Source organism: Pediococcus parvulus (genome assembly GCF_964063155.1).
GTDB lineage: Bacteria > Bacillota > Bacilli > Lactobacillales > Lactobacillaceae > Pediococcus > Pediococcus parvulus.
Genome location: NZ_OZ061292.1, coordinates 1,080,365 through 1,095,818 on the forward strand (window position 1 = coordinate 1,080,365; position 15,454 = coordinate 1,095,818).

Below are 15,454 nucleotides of genomic sequence, written 5' to 3' on the forward strand. Positions count from 1 at the left end.
AGAACGGAAGAAACGAGGAGGAAACACCATGACAGAAGTTAAATATAAACGGGTAATCATGAAGCTTAGTGGCGAAGCACTTGCAGGCGATAAAGGATCAGGAATTAATCCACCTGTTATTAAAACAGTAGCTCAAGAGTTAAAAGATGTTCATGATATGGGCGTTCAAATTGCAATTGTTTGCGGTGGCGGTAATATGTGGCGTGGTGAAACTGGTGAACAAATGGGTATGGAACGCGTTCAAGCTGACTATATCGGTATGTTAGCTACAGTAATGAACGCGTTGGCCTTGCAAGACAGCTTGGAATCGTTAGGTGTTCCCACTCGTGTTCAGACGGCAATTGAAATGCGTCAAATTGCTGAACCATACATTCGTCGGAAGGCAGTTCGTCACTTAGAAAAAGATCGGATTGTCATTTTTGCAGCTGGTACTGGTAGCCCATACTTTTCTACTGATACGACCGCTGCATTAAGAGGTGCAGAAATAAATGCGGACGCTATTTTAATGGCTAAGAATGGTGTTGACGGAATTTACTCTGCAGATCCTAACAAAGACGCTTCAGCTACCAAATATGAAGAGTTGACACATATGGATATTATAGATAAGGGACTTAATGTTATGGATACAACTGCAAGTTCCCTATCTATGGAAAACAATATTCCGTTGGTTGTTTTCAATTTAAATCAACCTGGAAATATTAAAAAAGTTGTTGAAGGTCAGAAAATTGGAACTACAGTAAGGGGAAAATAATATGGCACAAAATGAAATTATTAAAAAAGCACAAGACAAAATGGCAAAGGCTGAACAGGCATTGCAACGTGAGCTAGGAAATATTCGAGCAGGACGCGCTAATGCTAGTTTGTTAGATCGAATTAAGGTTGATTATTACGGAACACCGACACCTGTTAATCAAATGGCTTCAATCAGCATTCCAGAGGCTCGAGTAATTATGGTGACACCTTATGACAAATCAGCTTTAAAGAACTTAGAACAAGCAATTTTAATGTCAGATTTAGGTATTAATCCATCAAATGATGGTAGTGCAATTCGATTAGTTATTCCTCAGTTAACTGAAGATAGACGTAAAGAATTAGCTAAAGACGTTAAAGCTGAAGGTGAACGCGCTAAAGTAGCAGTCCGTAATGTGCGTCGCGATGCAATGGATGAGCTTAAAAAAGGCGAAAAAGATAGTACCTTTACAGAAGATCAGTTGCATGATTTAGAAACTCAAACACAAAAAGTTACGGATGCCGCAATTAAAGCTGTTGATGGAATTGTAGCAGATAAAGAAAAAGAAGTTTTATCTGAGTAATTTTAATGACTAATTGACACAAAGAGCCTGAATTATCAGTGCTGTTTGTGTTTTTTTATTATCAATTTTAATTTAAAATTGAAGAACTAGTAGCTTTTTTTTGCTAGGAATGTTAACTTCTGAAGAATTCTGCTAAAATAGACATTATGCATGAATATGAGATGGAGTGGTAAAGTGTTCTCTAAAAATACTCAAAAGGGTAAAGACGAAAAGCTTTCTTTTAATACCTTAGATGATCATAATATTCCCAGTCACGTAGCTATTATTATGGATGGTAACGGAAGATGGGCACAGAAACGGCATTTGCCGAGAATTGCGGGACATCGGGAAGGCATGAACACCGTGAAGAAAATTACGATTAGTGCTAGTAAGTTAGGCGTGAAAATTTTGACTTTGTACGCTTTTTCTACGGAAAATTGGAAACGGCCATCTGCAGAAGTAAGTTTTTTAATGCATTTGCCAACCGACTTTTTCGATACTTTTGTACCAGATTTAATTAAACATAATGTTCGCGTGAATGTAATGGGATATATTGATCAGCTACCAGACTATACACAAAAAGCCGTGAAAAATGCAATTGCAGATACGGAAAAATGTACTGGAATGGTGTTAAACTTTGCGCTTAACTATGGTGGTAGAGCGGAAATTGTTACCGCTGTTCAAAAGATTGCAGCCCAAGTGGATCAGAATAAAATTAGCCCTGAAGAAATTACGGATAAGACAATTGATTCGATGTTAATGACTGCGGAATTAAAACCTTATTCCGATCCGGATTTGTTAATTCGAACAAGCGGGGAAGAAAGAATTTCTAATTTTTTACTTTGGCAAATTGCTTATAGCGAATTAGTATTTACGGATCAATTGTGGCCAGATTTTTCTGATGCGACATTAAGAGATTGTATTTATGAGTATCAACAAAGGAATCGTCGTTTTGGCGGTTTAAAATAAGGGAGTTTATAATATGAAACAACGTGTGACAACAGCAGTTATTGCCTTGATTATCTTTATTCCGGTTATTGTTTACGGAGGTTGGCTCATCGACATCGCCGGCATAGTGCTTGGATTGATTGCTGTTAATGAAGTTTTAATGATGAAAAAGTTACTTTTGGTTTCTCCGGAAGCAATTATTGCAGACATAGGTGTCTTTTTATTAATTGCACCACTTAGTTGGTTTGGCTGGTTGCCACCCCAAATTGATCGTGTTTTTGTTTTCTTCTTGTGTGTACTTGCGTTATTGATTCGAACAGTTGTTAGTCGCAATCGTTTTTCTTTTGACGATGCAGGTGCGGTCACTTTAGCGATGTTGTACATTGGGTTTGGTTTTTACTACTTTATAGCGGCTAGAGGTGTTGGGTTGTCCATGTTGTTATATATTTTGTTTGTCATTTGGTCAACCGACAGTGGAGCTTATATGATTGGTAAGCGGTTTGGAAAAAATAAACTGGCTCCCCATATCAGCCCAAACAAGACTTGGGAAGGTTCTATTGGGGGGACTGTTGTGGCTACAATTATCGGTTCCGTATTTTTAATTTTTTATCCAACCCAATATAATTTCATTTTAATGGTCTTGTTAACGTTGATATTCTCTATAACCGGTCAATTTGGTGACCTAGTTGAATCGGCCTTAAAACGTTACTTCTCCGTGAAAGACTCTGGTAATATTTTGCCAGGTCACGGTGGAATTCTCGATCGTTTTGATAGCATGTTACTTGTCTTACCGATTATTCATTTATTCGGATTAATCTAATTAAGTGAGGTTTGCCATTGATACAAACGATTATTACATTCATAATTGTATTTGGTATTTTAGTGATTGTTCATGAATTTGGTCATTTTTATTTTGCCAAAAAGTCTGGGATTTTAGTGCGTGAATTTTCGATTGGAATGGGTCCTAAAATCTATTCTTATTCTAAGAATGCGACCACATATACCCTTAGAATTTTGCCGGTTGGTGGTTATGTGCGCATGGCAGGATTAGAAGATTCTGGTGAGGAGCTGAAACCGGGGATGCCAGTCAGCTTAATTACTGGTAAAAATGGAAAAATCGAGACAATTAATACTAGTCACGATACAACTCTTTTAAACGGCATTCCTGTTGAAGTGACGAATAGCGATTTGGAGACTGAGCTTTGGATTGAAGGCTACGAAAATGGTGACGAACAAAACTTAAAGCGCTATGAAGTTGACCATGATGCATCCATAATTGAAAGTGATGGAACCAAAGTTCGAATTGCACCTAAAGATGTTCAGTTTCAATCTGCAAAGTTATGGCAACGAATTCTTACAAATTTTGCTGGGCCAATGAATAACTTCATTTTAGCAATCATTGTTTTTGCCCTTGTTGGTATTCTCCAAGGAGCAGTCCCAACCAACTCCAATCAGGTTTCTGTTGTCTCAGACTCAATCGCTGCAAAAGCTGGTTTGGAAACTAATGATCAAATTGTGTCAGTTGCAGGGCAATCCACAAATTCGTGGACAGATTTGCAGGACACAATTTCTAGTCGACCAAAGAAAAAAACAAAAATTGAAGTTAACCGAAATGGAAAGAAATTAACTTATACTTTAGTTCCGAAGTCGGTTAAGGGAAATGAAGGACAAGTTGGCCAGATAGGGATTGAAAGTTCGATGACACGCAATCTTGGCGCACGCATTATGTACGGTTTTACTGAAACTTGGAAATTGACAACTATGATTTTCACACTTCTTGGACACATGATAACGCATGGATTTAGTGTGAACGATTTTGGTGGACCAGTTGCTATTTATGCACAAACTTCTGAGGCAGCCAAACTTGGCTTTGTTTCGGTGCTGACCATGTTGGCTTATCTGTCACTAAACCTTGGAATTGTTAATTTGATTCCAATTCCCGCATTAGATGGCGGGAAAATTTTATTGAACTTTATCGAAGGGATCCGTCGTAAACCATTAAAGCCAGAAACGGAAGGTATAATTACCCTCATCGGTTTCGGACTTTTGATGCTTTTAATGGTTGCTGTAACCTGGAACGATATTCAACGGTATTTCTTTAAATAATAACTACTAACGGAGGAAAATATGAAACAATCAAAAATGTTAATTCCGACTTTGAAAGAAGTTCCAAATGATGCTGAAGCTAAAAGCCATCAAATGATGTTACGGGCTGGGTATATTCGTCAGGTATCTGCCGGGATGTATGCGTATCTACCACTCGCATTTCGAACAATTGAAAAAATAAAAAAAATCATACGTTCTGAAATGGAAAAAATCGATGCGGTAGAAATGCTAGTGCCTGCTGTTTTACCCGCTGAACTTTGGGAGAAGTCAGGACGATTAGAAACATACGGGCCAGAGTTGTATAAATTTAAGAATCGTCATGATCGTGATTTTATTCTTGGCCCAACACATGAAGAAACCTTTACAACTTTGATTCGGGATGAAGTTAAATCTTATAAAAAATTACCCCTTACTTTGTATCAAATTCAAATGAAATATCGGGATGAAGATCGCCCTCGTTATGGATTGCTTCGTGGCCGTGAGTTTTTGATGAAAGATGCTTATTCGTTCCATGCTGAGACGGATAGTTTGGACAAAACATTCCGTGACATGGAAAAGGCTTATCAAAATATTTTTGATGCTTGTGGTTTAGATTACCGAGAAATTGTTGGTGATGCTGGTGCAATGGGTGGTAATGATTCAAAAGAGTTCTCTGCAATAGCTCCTGTTGGTGAAGATACGATTGCCTATTCAAAAGAAAGTGATTATGCCGCTAATTTAGAAATGGCAAGCAGTAAATATGTAGATGATGTTTCTGCAGGTGAAGAACCAATGACATTGGAAAAGGTTGCGACACCAAATGCTAAGACAATTGAGGAAGTTGCCAAATTTCTGGACGTTGACTCAAAGAAGCTCATTAAGACGTTATTGTACATTGCCGATGAAAAACCAGTTCTTGTCTTAGTTCGTGGTAACGACCAAGTTAATGAAGTTAAAGTTAAAAACTTTTTGAATGCTGGTGAGTTAGTACCTGCAAATGATGATCAAGCTGAAAAGTATTTAAATGCTGATTTTGGTTCCTTAGGTGCCGTTAATGTGGATGCTGAAAATATCACAATTTTGGCTGATTTTTATGTCAAAAACATGGTAAATGCAGTTACTGGAGCTAATGAAAATGGATACCACTATAAGAATGTAAATATCGATCGTGATTTGAAGGTTAATCAATTTGGTGATTTCAGAACAGTTCAAGAAGGAGAACTTGCACCAGATGGGAAAGGTAAGCTGCAGTTTACCAAGGGAATCGAAATTGGTCATATTTTCAAATTGGGAACGCGTTACTCAGATGCTTTGGGTGCCACCGTTTTGGATGAAAACGGACGTGCTAAGTCAGTTATTATGGGTTGCTATGGAATTGGTGTTAGTCGATTGTTATCTGCAATTGCAGAACAAAAAGCAGATGACCATGGTTTAGTTTGGCCAAAGAATATTGCACCATTTGATGTTCATGTTGTTCCAGTTAATGCTAAGAATGACGAGCAGATGGCCTTAGCCAAGCAAATTGAAGAAACAATGACTGAAGCAGGTTATGAAGTTTTGGTTGATGATCGGAAAGAACGTGCTGGCGTGAAGTTTGCTGATTCTGATTTAATTGGTATTCCTGTTCGGATTACGGTTGGTAAAAAATCTTCAGAAGGTATTGTTGAAGTGAAATTACGTAAAACAGGTGAAACCTTGGAAGTTAAAATTGAGGAATTGAAAAATTCAGTTGGCATTCTTCTGAAGGATGAAAACTAGGAAACGTTACCAACAAATGAGTTAATATAACGGCAAGTTGATGAAGGATTCAGTATATATATCAATTTGCCGTTATCTTCATGATTATTAGTTTTTGTAAAAAAGGGAAGGAATCAAATCTTGAGTCTAAATTCTAATGAACAATTTAAAAAACTTCTCGAACAAATTAATTATCCGGAACCAAATGATCCGAGTTTTGTAAATGCGGAGGTTAAGAAAGTTGTTGTTCATCAAAAATCGAAGGTATGGGAATTCTCTTTTAAATTTGAGGATTGTTTACCCTTTGCAGTTTTTCAACAACTTGATAATCATTTACAAATCGCCTTTAAATCGATTGCACGAGTTGCTTTTAATATTCAGACTTCAAATGCCAAGTTGGATATTCGTTTAATTGATAATTATTGGGAATGGATTGTGAAAAATAGTCATATTTCATCTCCGCTCACACAAGAATTATGTGGACATAATTTACCAAGCCTGAATGACGGTAGAATTTTGTTTGCGGCGCAAAATGAAGTGGTTCAAAATTTTTTAACCACCACAGCTTTGGGACCAATTGAAAGTTCTTATCAACAATATGGATTTCCTGAGTTTTCAATCCACACAATTGTCGATGAGTCCGATTCACAAAGTATGATTGAAGAATTAAAGGCGAAAAAAGAGAAAAACGATGCAATTTTGGCACAAAAAGCATCGCAGGCAATTCTGAAACAAGATGAAAAACGACAAAAAAAACAGGCTAGTGGTATTCCAGATGGGGGGCCTGTTCGCATTGGTAAACAAATTAATCCTGATGAAGCTATCACCCGATTAGAAGATATTACCCAAGAAGAACGGTCAGTTGTTGCGGAAGGCTATATATTTGATGCTGAGGTCCGAACCCTGCGTTCTAAGCGACAGTTGTTAATATTTAAGATCACAGACTATAGTTCTTCCATTACAGTCAAAAAGTTTTCAAAGAATGAAGCTGAAGAACAACTCTTTTCTACTATTCAAAAGGGACTTTGGGTTAAAGTGCGTGGAACAGTTCAAGAAGATACTTTTATGCGCGACTTAACTTTGAATGCTTATGATGTAATGGAGATTAGTCATGCAACCCGGCAGGACAAAGCACCTGAAGGTAAAAAACGAGTGGAACTTCATTTGCATACTAACATGAGTCAGATGGATGCGACCAACAATATCACGGACTTTGTTCAACAGGCAGCAAAATGGGGACAAAAAGCGATTGCCGTTACTGACCATGCTGGCCTGCAAGCATTTCCTGAAGCATATGCCGCAGGTAAGAAGAATGGCGTTAAAGTTTTGTATGGGGTTGAAGCCAATTTGGTAGATGACGGCGTGCCAATTGGTTACAATGATAAAAAAATCCCGTTAAAAGGAACCACCTACGTTGTATTTGATGTGGAAACAACTGGCCTATCAGCCATTTACGATAAAGTGATTGAGTTGTCGGCCGTGAAAATGCAGGATGGTAATGTGATTGACCAGTTTGAAGAGTTTATTGATCCTGGCTTTCCATTATCTGAATTAACTACGAATTTAACAAGTATTACAAATGAGATGGTCCGTGGATCGAAATCTGAAAAAGACGTCTTTACGTTATTTAGAGAGTTTTATGGGGATGCCATCATTGTGGGTCATAATGTGACCTTCGATATTGGTTTCATGAATACTGGGTATGCTCGTTATAACATGCCTCCAGTAACAAATCCGATTATTGATACCTTAACCTTGGCTCGTTTTTTGTATCCAACACTTAAAAGTTATCGTTTAAATACACTGGCTAAAAAATTTGGCGTCAGTTTGGAACACCATCATCGAGCAATCTATGATGCTGAATCTACTGGCCACCTTTGTCATTTGTTTTTAAAAGATGCTGAAGATCGGTATCATATTAAGTACCACAGTCAGTTGAACGACCATATGACGGAAAACGATGCTTACAAACATGCCCGGCCTTCACATGCTGTGCTTCTTGCAACCACTCAGGCAGGTTTGAAAAACTTGTTCCGCTTAGTATCACTTTCTAATGTGCAATATTACTACAGGGTACCTAGAATTCCTAAGTCTGAACTATCACGACTTCGTGATGGTATAATCGTGGGATCTGCATGCAGTAGTGGCGAAGTTTTTACGGCCATGATGCAAAAAGGTAAAGAAGAGGCCAAACAAAAGGCTAAGTTTTATGATTATTTGGAAGTGATGGCAAAGCCAGTTTATCAACCAGAGATTGAGCAGGGTCTCATTCAAGATAATCGTCATTTGGAAGAGATTTTATCAAATATTGTCGCTCTCGGTACTGAACTGCACAAACCGGTTGTAGCGACTGGTGATGTGCATTACTTGAATCCTGAAGATTACATTTATCGAAAAATCTTAATTAATTCTCAGGGTGGTGCTAATCCACTTAATCGTTCAACATTGCCAGATGTGCATTTCCGGACGACAGATGAAATGCTTGAGGAATTTGCCTTCTTGGGGAAACAAAAGGCCGAGGAAATTGTTGTCACTAATCCTGCTAAAATTGCAGACATGGTTGACGAAATCAAGCCAGTTAAAGATAAACTATATACTCCCAAAATGCCTGGTGCTGAAAATAGAATTGAACAACTGACAATGGATAAAGCTCATGAACTTTATGGTGATCCATTGCCACAGATTGTAAAGGAACGTTTGGATAAGGAACTAAAGAGTATCATTGGGAATGGATTCTCTGTTATTTATTTAATTGCACAACGGCTTGTACACAAAAGTAATAAAGATGGTTACTTAGTTGGTTCTCGGGGATCAGTTGGCTCCAGTTTAGTGGCGACGATGTCTGGTATTACGGAGGTTAATCCATTACCACCACATTATCGATGCCCTAACTGCCAATACACAGAATTCTTTACTAAAGGTGAATATGGATCTGGATTCGATTTGCCTGATAAAGTTTGTCCTAAATGTCAAACACCATTGGTTGGGGATGGGCAAGATATTCCATTTGAAACTTTCTTAGGGTTCAAAGGGGATAAAGTTCCTGATATTGATTTGAATTTTTCTGGAGACTACCAGCCAATTGCCCATAACTATATGCAGGTTTTGTTCGGTAAGAAAAATGTATTCCGTGCGGGAACAATTGGAACTGTTGCTGATAAAACAGCCTATGGTTATGTAAAAGCTTATGAACGTGATTCTGGGAAAACTTTCCGAAATGCAGAAATTGATCGGTTGTCAAAGGGGGCTACCGGCGTAAAAAGAACCACTGGTCAACATCCAGCGGGAATTTTGATTGTCCCTGATTACATGGATATTTATGACTTTACACCGATTCAATATCCAGCTGATGATCAAACTGCAGCGTGGGAAACGACGCATTTTGATTTCCATTCAATTCACGACAATATTTTAAAAATGGATATTCTGGGTCATGATGATCCTACCATGATTCGTGCCTTGCAAGATTTATCAGGGATTGATCCTAAAACGATTCCGACGGACGATCCCGGTGTTATGAAACTGTTTTCTGGGCCAGAAGTTTTAGGTGTTACTCCTGAACAAATTCAGTCGAAAACGGGGACTTTCGGCGTTCCGGAATTTGGGACTCGATTTGTGCGGGGAATGTTGGAAGAAACCCATCCAACCACCTATGCCGAATTACTTCAAATTTCTGGACTTTCTCATGGAACCGATGTGTGGTTAGGAAATGCTGAAGAATTAATTAAAGCAGGGACGGCAACCTTGAAAGATGTGATTGGGTGTCGTGATAATATCATGACCGATTTAATTCATTATGGTATGGATTCCCAAACTTCATTCCAGATCATGGAGAGTGTGCGACATGGCCGCGGAATTCCTGATGGTGATGAAGAAAAGATGAAACAATCAAATGTGCCAGACTGGTATATTGATTCCTGCGGGAAGATCAAATATATGTTTCCACGTGCACATGCTTCTGCATATGTTTTGATGGCTTTAAGAATTGCCTATTTCAAAGTTTACTTTCCAATTTTATATTACAGTGCATATTTTAGTGTGCGGGCAGACGATTTTGATTTAGTTTCTATGTCTCATGGCAAAGATGCTGTTAAAAGTGCAATGAAGGCTATTAATGATAAAGGGATGGATGCGTCTACTAAAGAAAAAAATCTTTTGACTGTTTTGGAATTGGCTAATGAGATGATAGAGCGCGGGTATACGTTTAAAATGGTGGACGTCAATAATTCAGATGCCTCACAGTGGTTAATTGATGGAAACTCCCTATTAGCTCCATTCAACGCGGTTCCGGGACTGGGATTGAACGTGGCTAAACAGATCGTGGCGGCTCGTGAAGATAAACCATTTCTTTCAAAAGAAGATCTGTCTAAACGAGGCAAGGTTTCAAAGACCTTGATTGATTTTATGACAGAAAATGGTGTTTTGTCGGATTTACCAGATGAAAATCAATTATCGTTGTTTGATATGTAGCTTATTTGTACGTTATTAAGCGATATGTTATACTTATAGTGAATCTAATTGCGGCAAGTGAGTGAGCAGAAAATGCTCACTCTTTTTCTTGAAAATATTTGAATTTTATTGGAGGTTTAAGTTTGGCGAGTGTTGTAGAAACAGTACAAAAGGAAGTAGAACCCCTTATTGAATCCCACCAGTTTGAGTTGGTGGATATAGAGTTTGTTAAGGAAGGTAAAAGCTGGTATCTTCGTGTTTATATCGATAAACCAGGTGGGATTACAATTGAAGATTGCGCTGAGGCTAGCGATCAGATCAGTGAAAAGCTAGATAGTTTAGAGCCGGATCCATTTCCTCAGGCCTATTTTCTTGAAGTTTCTTCTCCCGGAGCTGAACGGCCCATTAAAACTTCGAATGATTGGCAACGAGCAGTGGGACAGTATGTGCATATTTCGTTGTATGCCCCAATTGATGGCCAAAAAGTTTTTGAAGGAACTTTAGATGATTATTCAGGCACAACAATAAAACTAACTTACATGAATAAAACAAGAAAAATTACTAAACAATTTGAGGTTAAACAAATTGGATTTGCGCGTTTTGCAATCAAGTTTTAAAAAGGAGAATTTAAAATGAGTAAAGAAATGATTAGTGCCCTCAATACTTTGGAAGAGGAGAAGGGGATTAAGAAGGAAGTTGTCATTGAGGCCTTAGAAGCTGCCTTGGTTTCGGCTTATAAACGAAACTATGGACAGGCTCAAAATGTGGATGTAGAGTTTGATGACAAAAAAGGCGATATTCATGTATATGCAGTTAAAGAAGTTTTCGATGAGGTTTTGGACGATCAACAACAGGTAAGCCTAAGTGATGCGTTAAGCATTAACAAAGCTTATGAACTAGGTGATCACATTAAGTTTGAAGTGACTCCTAAAAACTTTGGTCGGATTGCTGCTCAAACAGCCAAACAAGTTATTTTGCAACGGGTTCGCGAAGCAGAACGGGAAATCATTTATAATAAGTACAGTGAATATGAAAATGAAATCGTGACTGGTGAAGTTGCTCGTCGCGATAATCGTTTTGTCTATGTTGATCTTGGTGGTGTTGAAGCTGTGATGTCTAAACAAGATCAAATCCCAACTGAAAGATATGAACCGCATGATCATATTAAGGTTTATGTGACAAAAGTTGAAAATAGTGGCAAGGGTGCACAAGTATTTGTAAGCCGAAGCACACCAGATTTGTTGAAGCGGTTGTTTGAACAAGAAGTTCCGGAAATTTTTGATGGCACAGTTGAAATTGTTTCAGTGGCTCGTGAAGCCGGCGACCGTGCGAAAGTTGCTGTCCGTTCAACCGATCCAGATATTGATGCTGTTGGAACCTGTGTGGGTCCCAGAGGTCAACGTGTTCAGACCATCGTTAATGAGTTAAACGGTGAAAACATGGATATTGTTGAATGGGAAGATGATGCTGCTAAGTACATTTCCAATGCGTTGAACCCGGCTGAAGTTGTCGATGTCTTGTTTGACGAAGAAAATGAACGGACCTGCATGGTGATTGTTCCAGATTATCAACTTTCATTAGCAATTGGTAAACGCGGACAAAATGCCCGTTTGGCTGCTAAGTTGACTGGTTATAAGATTGATATAAAATCAGAAACTGATGCCAAAGATTTAATGGAAGAACCTGAAGAGGACGACGTCACAGAATCAGATTCAGAAAGTGAAGATAATCAATAATAGTTGATTAGGAGGCTCGATAACTATGAAGAAAAGAAAAATTCCGTTACGTAAAGATATTGTAACGGGTGAGATGTTCCCCAAAAGGGAATTAGTTCGAGTTGTTAAAAATAAACAAGATGAAGTTTCTTTAGACCCAACTGGGAAAAAGCCAGGTCGTGGAGCTTACATTGGGTTAGATGTGAAAATTGCCAAAAAGGCAAAAGATGAGAGAACTTTTGATAAAACATTTAAGATTAAGGTTGCTGATGAGTTTTACGATGAACTTATTGCTTATGTAGATCATCAACAAGCTCGAAAGGAACTTTTCAAAGATGAATGATAAAGATCGGTTTTCCAATTTGCTCGGACTGGCACGAAGAGCGGGAAAATTGATTTCTGGGGAACAACAAGTGTTACAATCAATTCGAAGCCAAAAAGCTAAATTGATTGTCGTTAGCACAGATTTAGGTGCAGCGACCCAGAAAAAAATCTCTGATAAATGCACAACTTATCAAATCCCATTATTAGCTTTTATGACTCGTGAAACATTAAGCCAGGCTATTGGCCAGTCAAGGTCAGCTGTTGCAATTGAAGATCAGGGATTTGCAAAAGCTTTATTGAAATTAAATATTGAAGAAGGAGCGTGAAGATATGGGGAAAAAACGCATATATGAATTAGCTAAGGAAATTAATGTATCTAGTAAGGATATTATTGCCAAAGCTAAAGCGTCTGGTTTTGATGTTAAAAACCACATGTCTACCCTTGGAGAGAATGAAGAACGCCAAATTCGACAATCATTCGCTACAAAAAATAACCAAAAATCTGAAACACCAAAGAAGAAGCCAACTATGTATCGGTCAGCAAAAACTGGTAAAACAGTCGTTGAACGTGCATCTGGCCACAAACAGGAGACTAGTGTGCAACATAAAACTACTCAGACATCACAAAGACCTCAAGAAACAAAATCTGTAAATAATAACCATAAGACGACTGAACAAACACACAATCGTCCGGCTAGTCAAACAGGTTCTAATCGCCCGCAACACCAAAATCAGAGTGCTAATAACGGCTCACATAGCCAAAATCGCTCTAGTCAACAAAATCAATCGCGGACTAACTCAAGAAATAATCAAAATAGTACTCAGAATCGTAATTCACAACAACGGTCCACGCAGAGCAATTCTTCAAATGCGGGGAATCGTTCATCAAATAATAATAATCGATCAAATACAAACAACCGGTCAAATACAAACAACCGGTCAAATAGTAATTCGCAGGGTTCTTCAACTTCAAGAGATAGTCGTCGTGGAAATTCACAGGGGAATCGCAATTCAAGTTTTGGCCGTAATAATAACCGGTATAATAACCGTGGTCGATACAATAAGAAGAGTAAGAAGAATGGTCGTTTACGTCAAGTAGATAACAAACCAGCACCAACAAGAAAAAATAAGCCATTACCAGAAGTTTTTGAATACAACGATGGAACGAACGTAGCCGAAATTGCTAAAAAAATTCATCGTGAGCCAGCAGAAATCATCAAGAAGTTATTTATGCTTGGCGTGATGGTTAATCAAAATCAAACCCTTGATAAGGATACGATTGAAATTTTAGCCGCAGATTACGGAATCAAGGCTGAGAAAAAAGAAGTTGTTAATGTTTCTGATATTGACAAGATGTTTGAAGAAGAAGCTGAAAATACTGACCACCTTGAAAGCCGTCCTCCCGTTGTTACAATTATGGGACACGTTGATCATGGTAAGACAACTTTGCTGGATAAGTTACGTCATAGTCATATTACTGCTGGTGAAGCTGGCGGGATTACTCAGGCTATTGGTGCCTATCAGTTGAAGCATGATGGTAAGTTGATTACCTTCTTGGATACACCAGGACATGCTGCATTCACTGAAATGCGTGCTCGTGGTGCTGATATCACAGATATTACCATTTTAGTCGTGGCAGCCGATGATGGTGTTATGCCACAAACTATTGAAGCTATCAATCATGCGAAGGCTGCCAATGTACCCATTATTGTCGCTGTTAACAAAATTGATAAACCTGGTGCTAATCCAAAACACGTTATGGAACAGTTGACTGAATATGGATTGGTTTCTGAAGACTGGGGTGGTGATACGATTTTCGTTGAAATTTCGGCTAAATTTGGTAAGAATTTGGACGAATTACTAGACATGATCTTACTTCAAGCCGAAGTTATGGAATTGAAAGCAAATCCAGAACAAAATGGAGCTGGCTCTGTAATTGAAGCCAGTCTTGATCCTGGTAAGGGTTCAATCGCAACTGTTTTAGTTCAGCAAGGAACTATGCGTGTTGGTGATCCAATTGTGGTTGGTAGTACCTTTGGTCGCGTTCGAACAATGACAAATGAATTAGGCCGTCGTGTAAAAGAAGCTACGCCATCAACCCCAGTTGAAATTACAGGTTTGAATGATGTCCCTGAAGCTGGTGACCGTTTTGTGATCTTTGATGATGAAAAATCGGCTCGTGCAGCTGGTGAAGAACGTGCCAAAGAATCATTGATGGAAGAACGCCGTGCAAATAATCATGTCACTTTGGATAACTTGTTTGATTCTCTTAAAGAAGGAGAAATGAAGGAAGTTGACCTTATCATTAAGGCTGATGTTCAGGGTTCGGTTGAAGCTCTGTCTGGCAGTCTAAAGAAGATCGATGTCAAAGGCGTCCGGGTAAACATTATTCATACCGCTGTTGGTGCAATTAATGAAAGTGATGTGGCGTTAGCTGAAGCCAGCAATGCCATTATCATTGGTTTCAATGTTCGTCCAACTAATCAGGCTAAGCAGTTGGCGGATTCTTCAAATGTGGATATCCGTTTACATCGAGTTATCTACAACGCAATTGACGAAGTAGAATCCGCTATGAAAGGGATGCTTGAACCAACTTACAAGGAAGTCATTACTGGGCAAGTTGAAGTTCGTCAGATCTATAAAGTTTCCCATGTTGGAACTGTTGTTGGTGGTTATGTGACGGAGGGCTATATTCAAAAGGATAGTGGTGTTCGTTTAATCCGGGACAGTGTTGTAATTTACGAAGGGAAATTAGCCAGCTTGAAACGATTTAAAGATGATGCTAAACAAGTCAAACAAGGCTTTGAATTAGGTCTTACAATTGATGGCTATAATGATATTAAAGTTGATGATGTCATCGAAGCCTATATCATGAAAGAGGTTCCTGTAGAATAGGAGGATCCA

General features: G+C 38.5%; 12 protein-coding genes. All 12 read left to right on the forward strand.

The window, feature by feature from the left end:
• Nucleotides 1–28 precede the first annotated feature (28 nt).
• Nucleotides 29–751: a UMP kinase gene (gene pyrH, locus AB3217_RS05280; protein ID WP_057782659.1), complete on the forward strand. Its 723-nt coding sequence runs from the start codon at nucleotides 29–31 to the stop codon at nucleotides 749–751.
• A 1-nt stretch (nucleotide 752) separates the two neighbouring features.
• Nucleotides 753–1,313, forward strand: a complete 561-nt coding sequence (frr, locus tag AB3217_RS05285) for a ribosome recycling factor (RefSeq protein ID WP_057782661.1) — start codon at nucleotides 753–755, stop codon at nucleotides 1,311–1,313.
• Nucleotides 1,314–1,463: 150 nt separating this feature from the next.
• Nucleotides 1,464–2,261 (forward strand): isoprenyl transferase, encoded by a 798-nt coding sequence (locus tag AB3217_RS05290; protein WP_286984557.1) that lies wholly within the window; start codon nucleotides 1,464–1,466, stop codon nucleotides 2,259–2,261.
• A gap of 13 nt (nucleotides 2,262–2,274) precedes the next feature.
• A complete protein-coding gene (locus AB3217_RS05295) occupies nucleotides 2,275–3,060 on the forward strand; it encodes a phosphatidate cytidylyltransferase (protein ID WP_367365773.1) in 786 nt (261 codons plus the stop codon).
• 17 nt (nucleotides 3,061–3,077) lie between these two features.
• Nucleotides 3,078–4,346, forward strand: a complete 1,269-nt coding sequence (gene rseP / locus AB3217_RS05300) for an RIP metalloprotease RseP (RefSeq protein WP_260266884.1) — start codon at nucleotides 3,078–3,080, stop codon at nucleotides 4,344–4,346.
• Between the two features lie 21 nt (nucleotides 4,347–4,367).
• Nucleotides 4,368–6,083, forward strand: coding sequence for a proline--tRNA ligase (locus AB3217_RS05305; protein ID WP_068804960.1), 1,716 nt, complete (start codon nucleotides 4,368–4,370; stop codon nucleotides 6,081–6,083).
• A 120-nt stretch (nucleotides 6,084–6,203) separates the two neighbouring features.
• On the forward strand, nucleotides 6,204–10,532 hold the full coding sequence (locus AB3217_RS05310; protein ID WP_367365774.1) for a PolC-type DNA polymerase III: 4,329 nt from the start codon (nucleotides 6,204–6,206) through the stop codon (nucleotides 10,530–10,532).
• A gap of 122 nt (nucleotides 10,533–10,654) precedes the next feature.
• Nucleotides 10,655–11,128 carry a ribosome maturation factor RimP gene (rimP, locus tag AB3217_RS05315; protein ID WP_068804955.1) on the forward strand — a complete coding sequence of 158 codons (474 nt, stop codon included), beginning with the start codon at nucleotides 10,655–10,657 and terminating at the stop codon, nucleotides 11,126–11,128.
• A gap of 15 nt (nucleotides 11,129–11,143) precedes the next feature.
• Nucleotides 11,144–12,247, forward strand: coding sequence for a transcription termination factor NusA (gene nusA / locus AB3217_RS05320; RefSeq protein WP_068804951.1), 1,104 nt, complete (start codon nucleotides 11,144–11,146; stop codon nucleotides 12,245–12,247).
• 25 nt (nucleotides 12,248–12,272) lie between these two features.
• Nucleotides 12,273–12,569 carry an RNase P modulator RnpM gene (locus tag AB3217_RS05325; protein ID WP_057782677.1) on the forward strand — a complete coding sequence of 99 codons (297 nt, stop codon included), beginning with the start codon at nucleotides 12,273–12,275 and terminating at the stop codon, nucleotides 12,567–12,569.
• Nucleotides 12,562–12,876 carry a ribosomal L7Ae/L30e/S12e/Gadd45 family protein gene (locus AB3217_RS05330; RefSeq protein WP_057782679.1) on the forward strand — a complete coding sequence of 105 codons (315 nt, stop codon included), beginning with the start codon at nucleotides 12,562–12,564 and terminating at the stop codon, nucleotides 12,874–12,876. Before AB3217_RS05325 ends, AB3217_RS05330 begins: the two co-directional genes overlap by 8 nt.
• Before the next feature lie 4 nt (nucleotides 12,877–12,880).
• Nucleotides 12,881–15,445, forward strand: coding sequence for a translation initiation factor IF-2 (infB, locus tag AB3217_RS05335; RefSeq protein WP_068804948.1), 2,565 nt, complete (start codon nucleotides 12,881–12,883; stop codon nucleotides 15,443–15,445).
• Nucleotides 15,446–15,454: the final 9 nt, after the last annotated feature.

Excerpts from the sequence above, each read along its gene's own strand:
- pyrH (WP_057782659.1), top strand. The coding sequence starts at position 29 with ATGACAGAAGTTAAATATAAACGGGTAATCATGAAGCTTAGTGGCGAA.
- frr (WP_057782661.1), top strand. The coding sequence starts at position 753 with ATGGCACAAAATGAAATTATTAAAAAAGCACAAGACAAAATGGCAAAG.
- AB3217_RS05290 (WP_286984557.1), top strand. The coding sequence starts at position 1,464 with ATGAATATGAGATGGAGTGGTAAAGTGTTCTCTAAAAATACTCAAAAG.
- AB3217_RS05295 (WP_367365773.1), top strand. The coding sequence starts at position 2,275 with ATGAAACAACGTGTGACAACAGCAGTTATTGCCTTGATTATCTTTATT.
- AB3217_RS05305 (WP_068804960.1), top strand. The coding sequence starts at position 4,368 with ATGAAACAATCAAAAATGTTAATTCCGACTTTGAAAGAAGTTCCAAAT.
- nusA (WP_068804951.1), top strand. The coding sequence starts at position 11,144 with ATGAGTAAAGAAATGATTAGTGCCCTCAATACTTTGGAAGAGGAGAAG.
- AB3217_RS05325 (WP_057782677.1), top strand. The coding sequence starts at position 12,273 with ATGAAGAAAAGAAAAATTCCGTTACGTAAAGATATTGTAACGGGTGAG.
- AB3217_RS05330 (WP_057782679.1), top strand. The coding sequence starts at position 12,562 with ATGAATGATAAAGATCGGTTTTCCAATTTGCTCGGACTGGCACGAAGA.
- infB (WP_068804948.1), top strand. The coding sequence starts at position 12,881 with ATGGGGAAAAAACGCATATATGAATTAGCTAAGGAAATTAATGTATCT.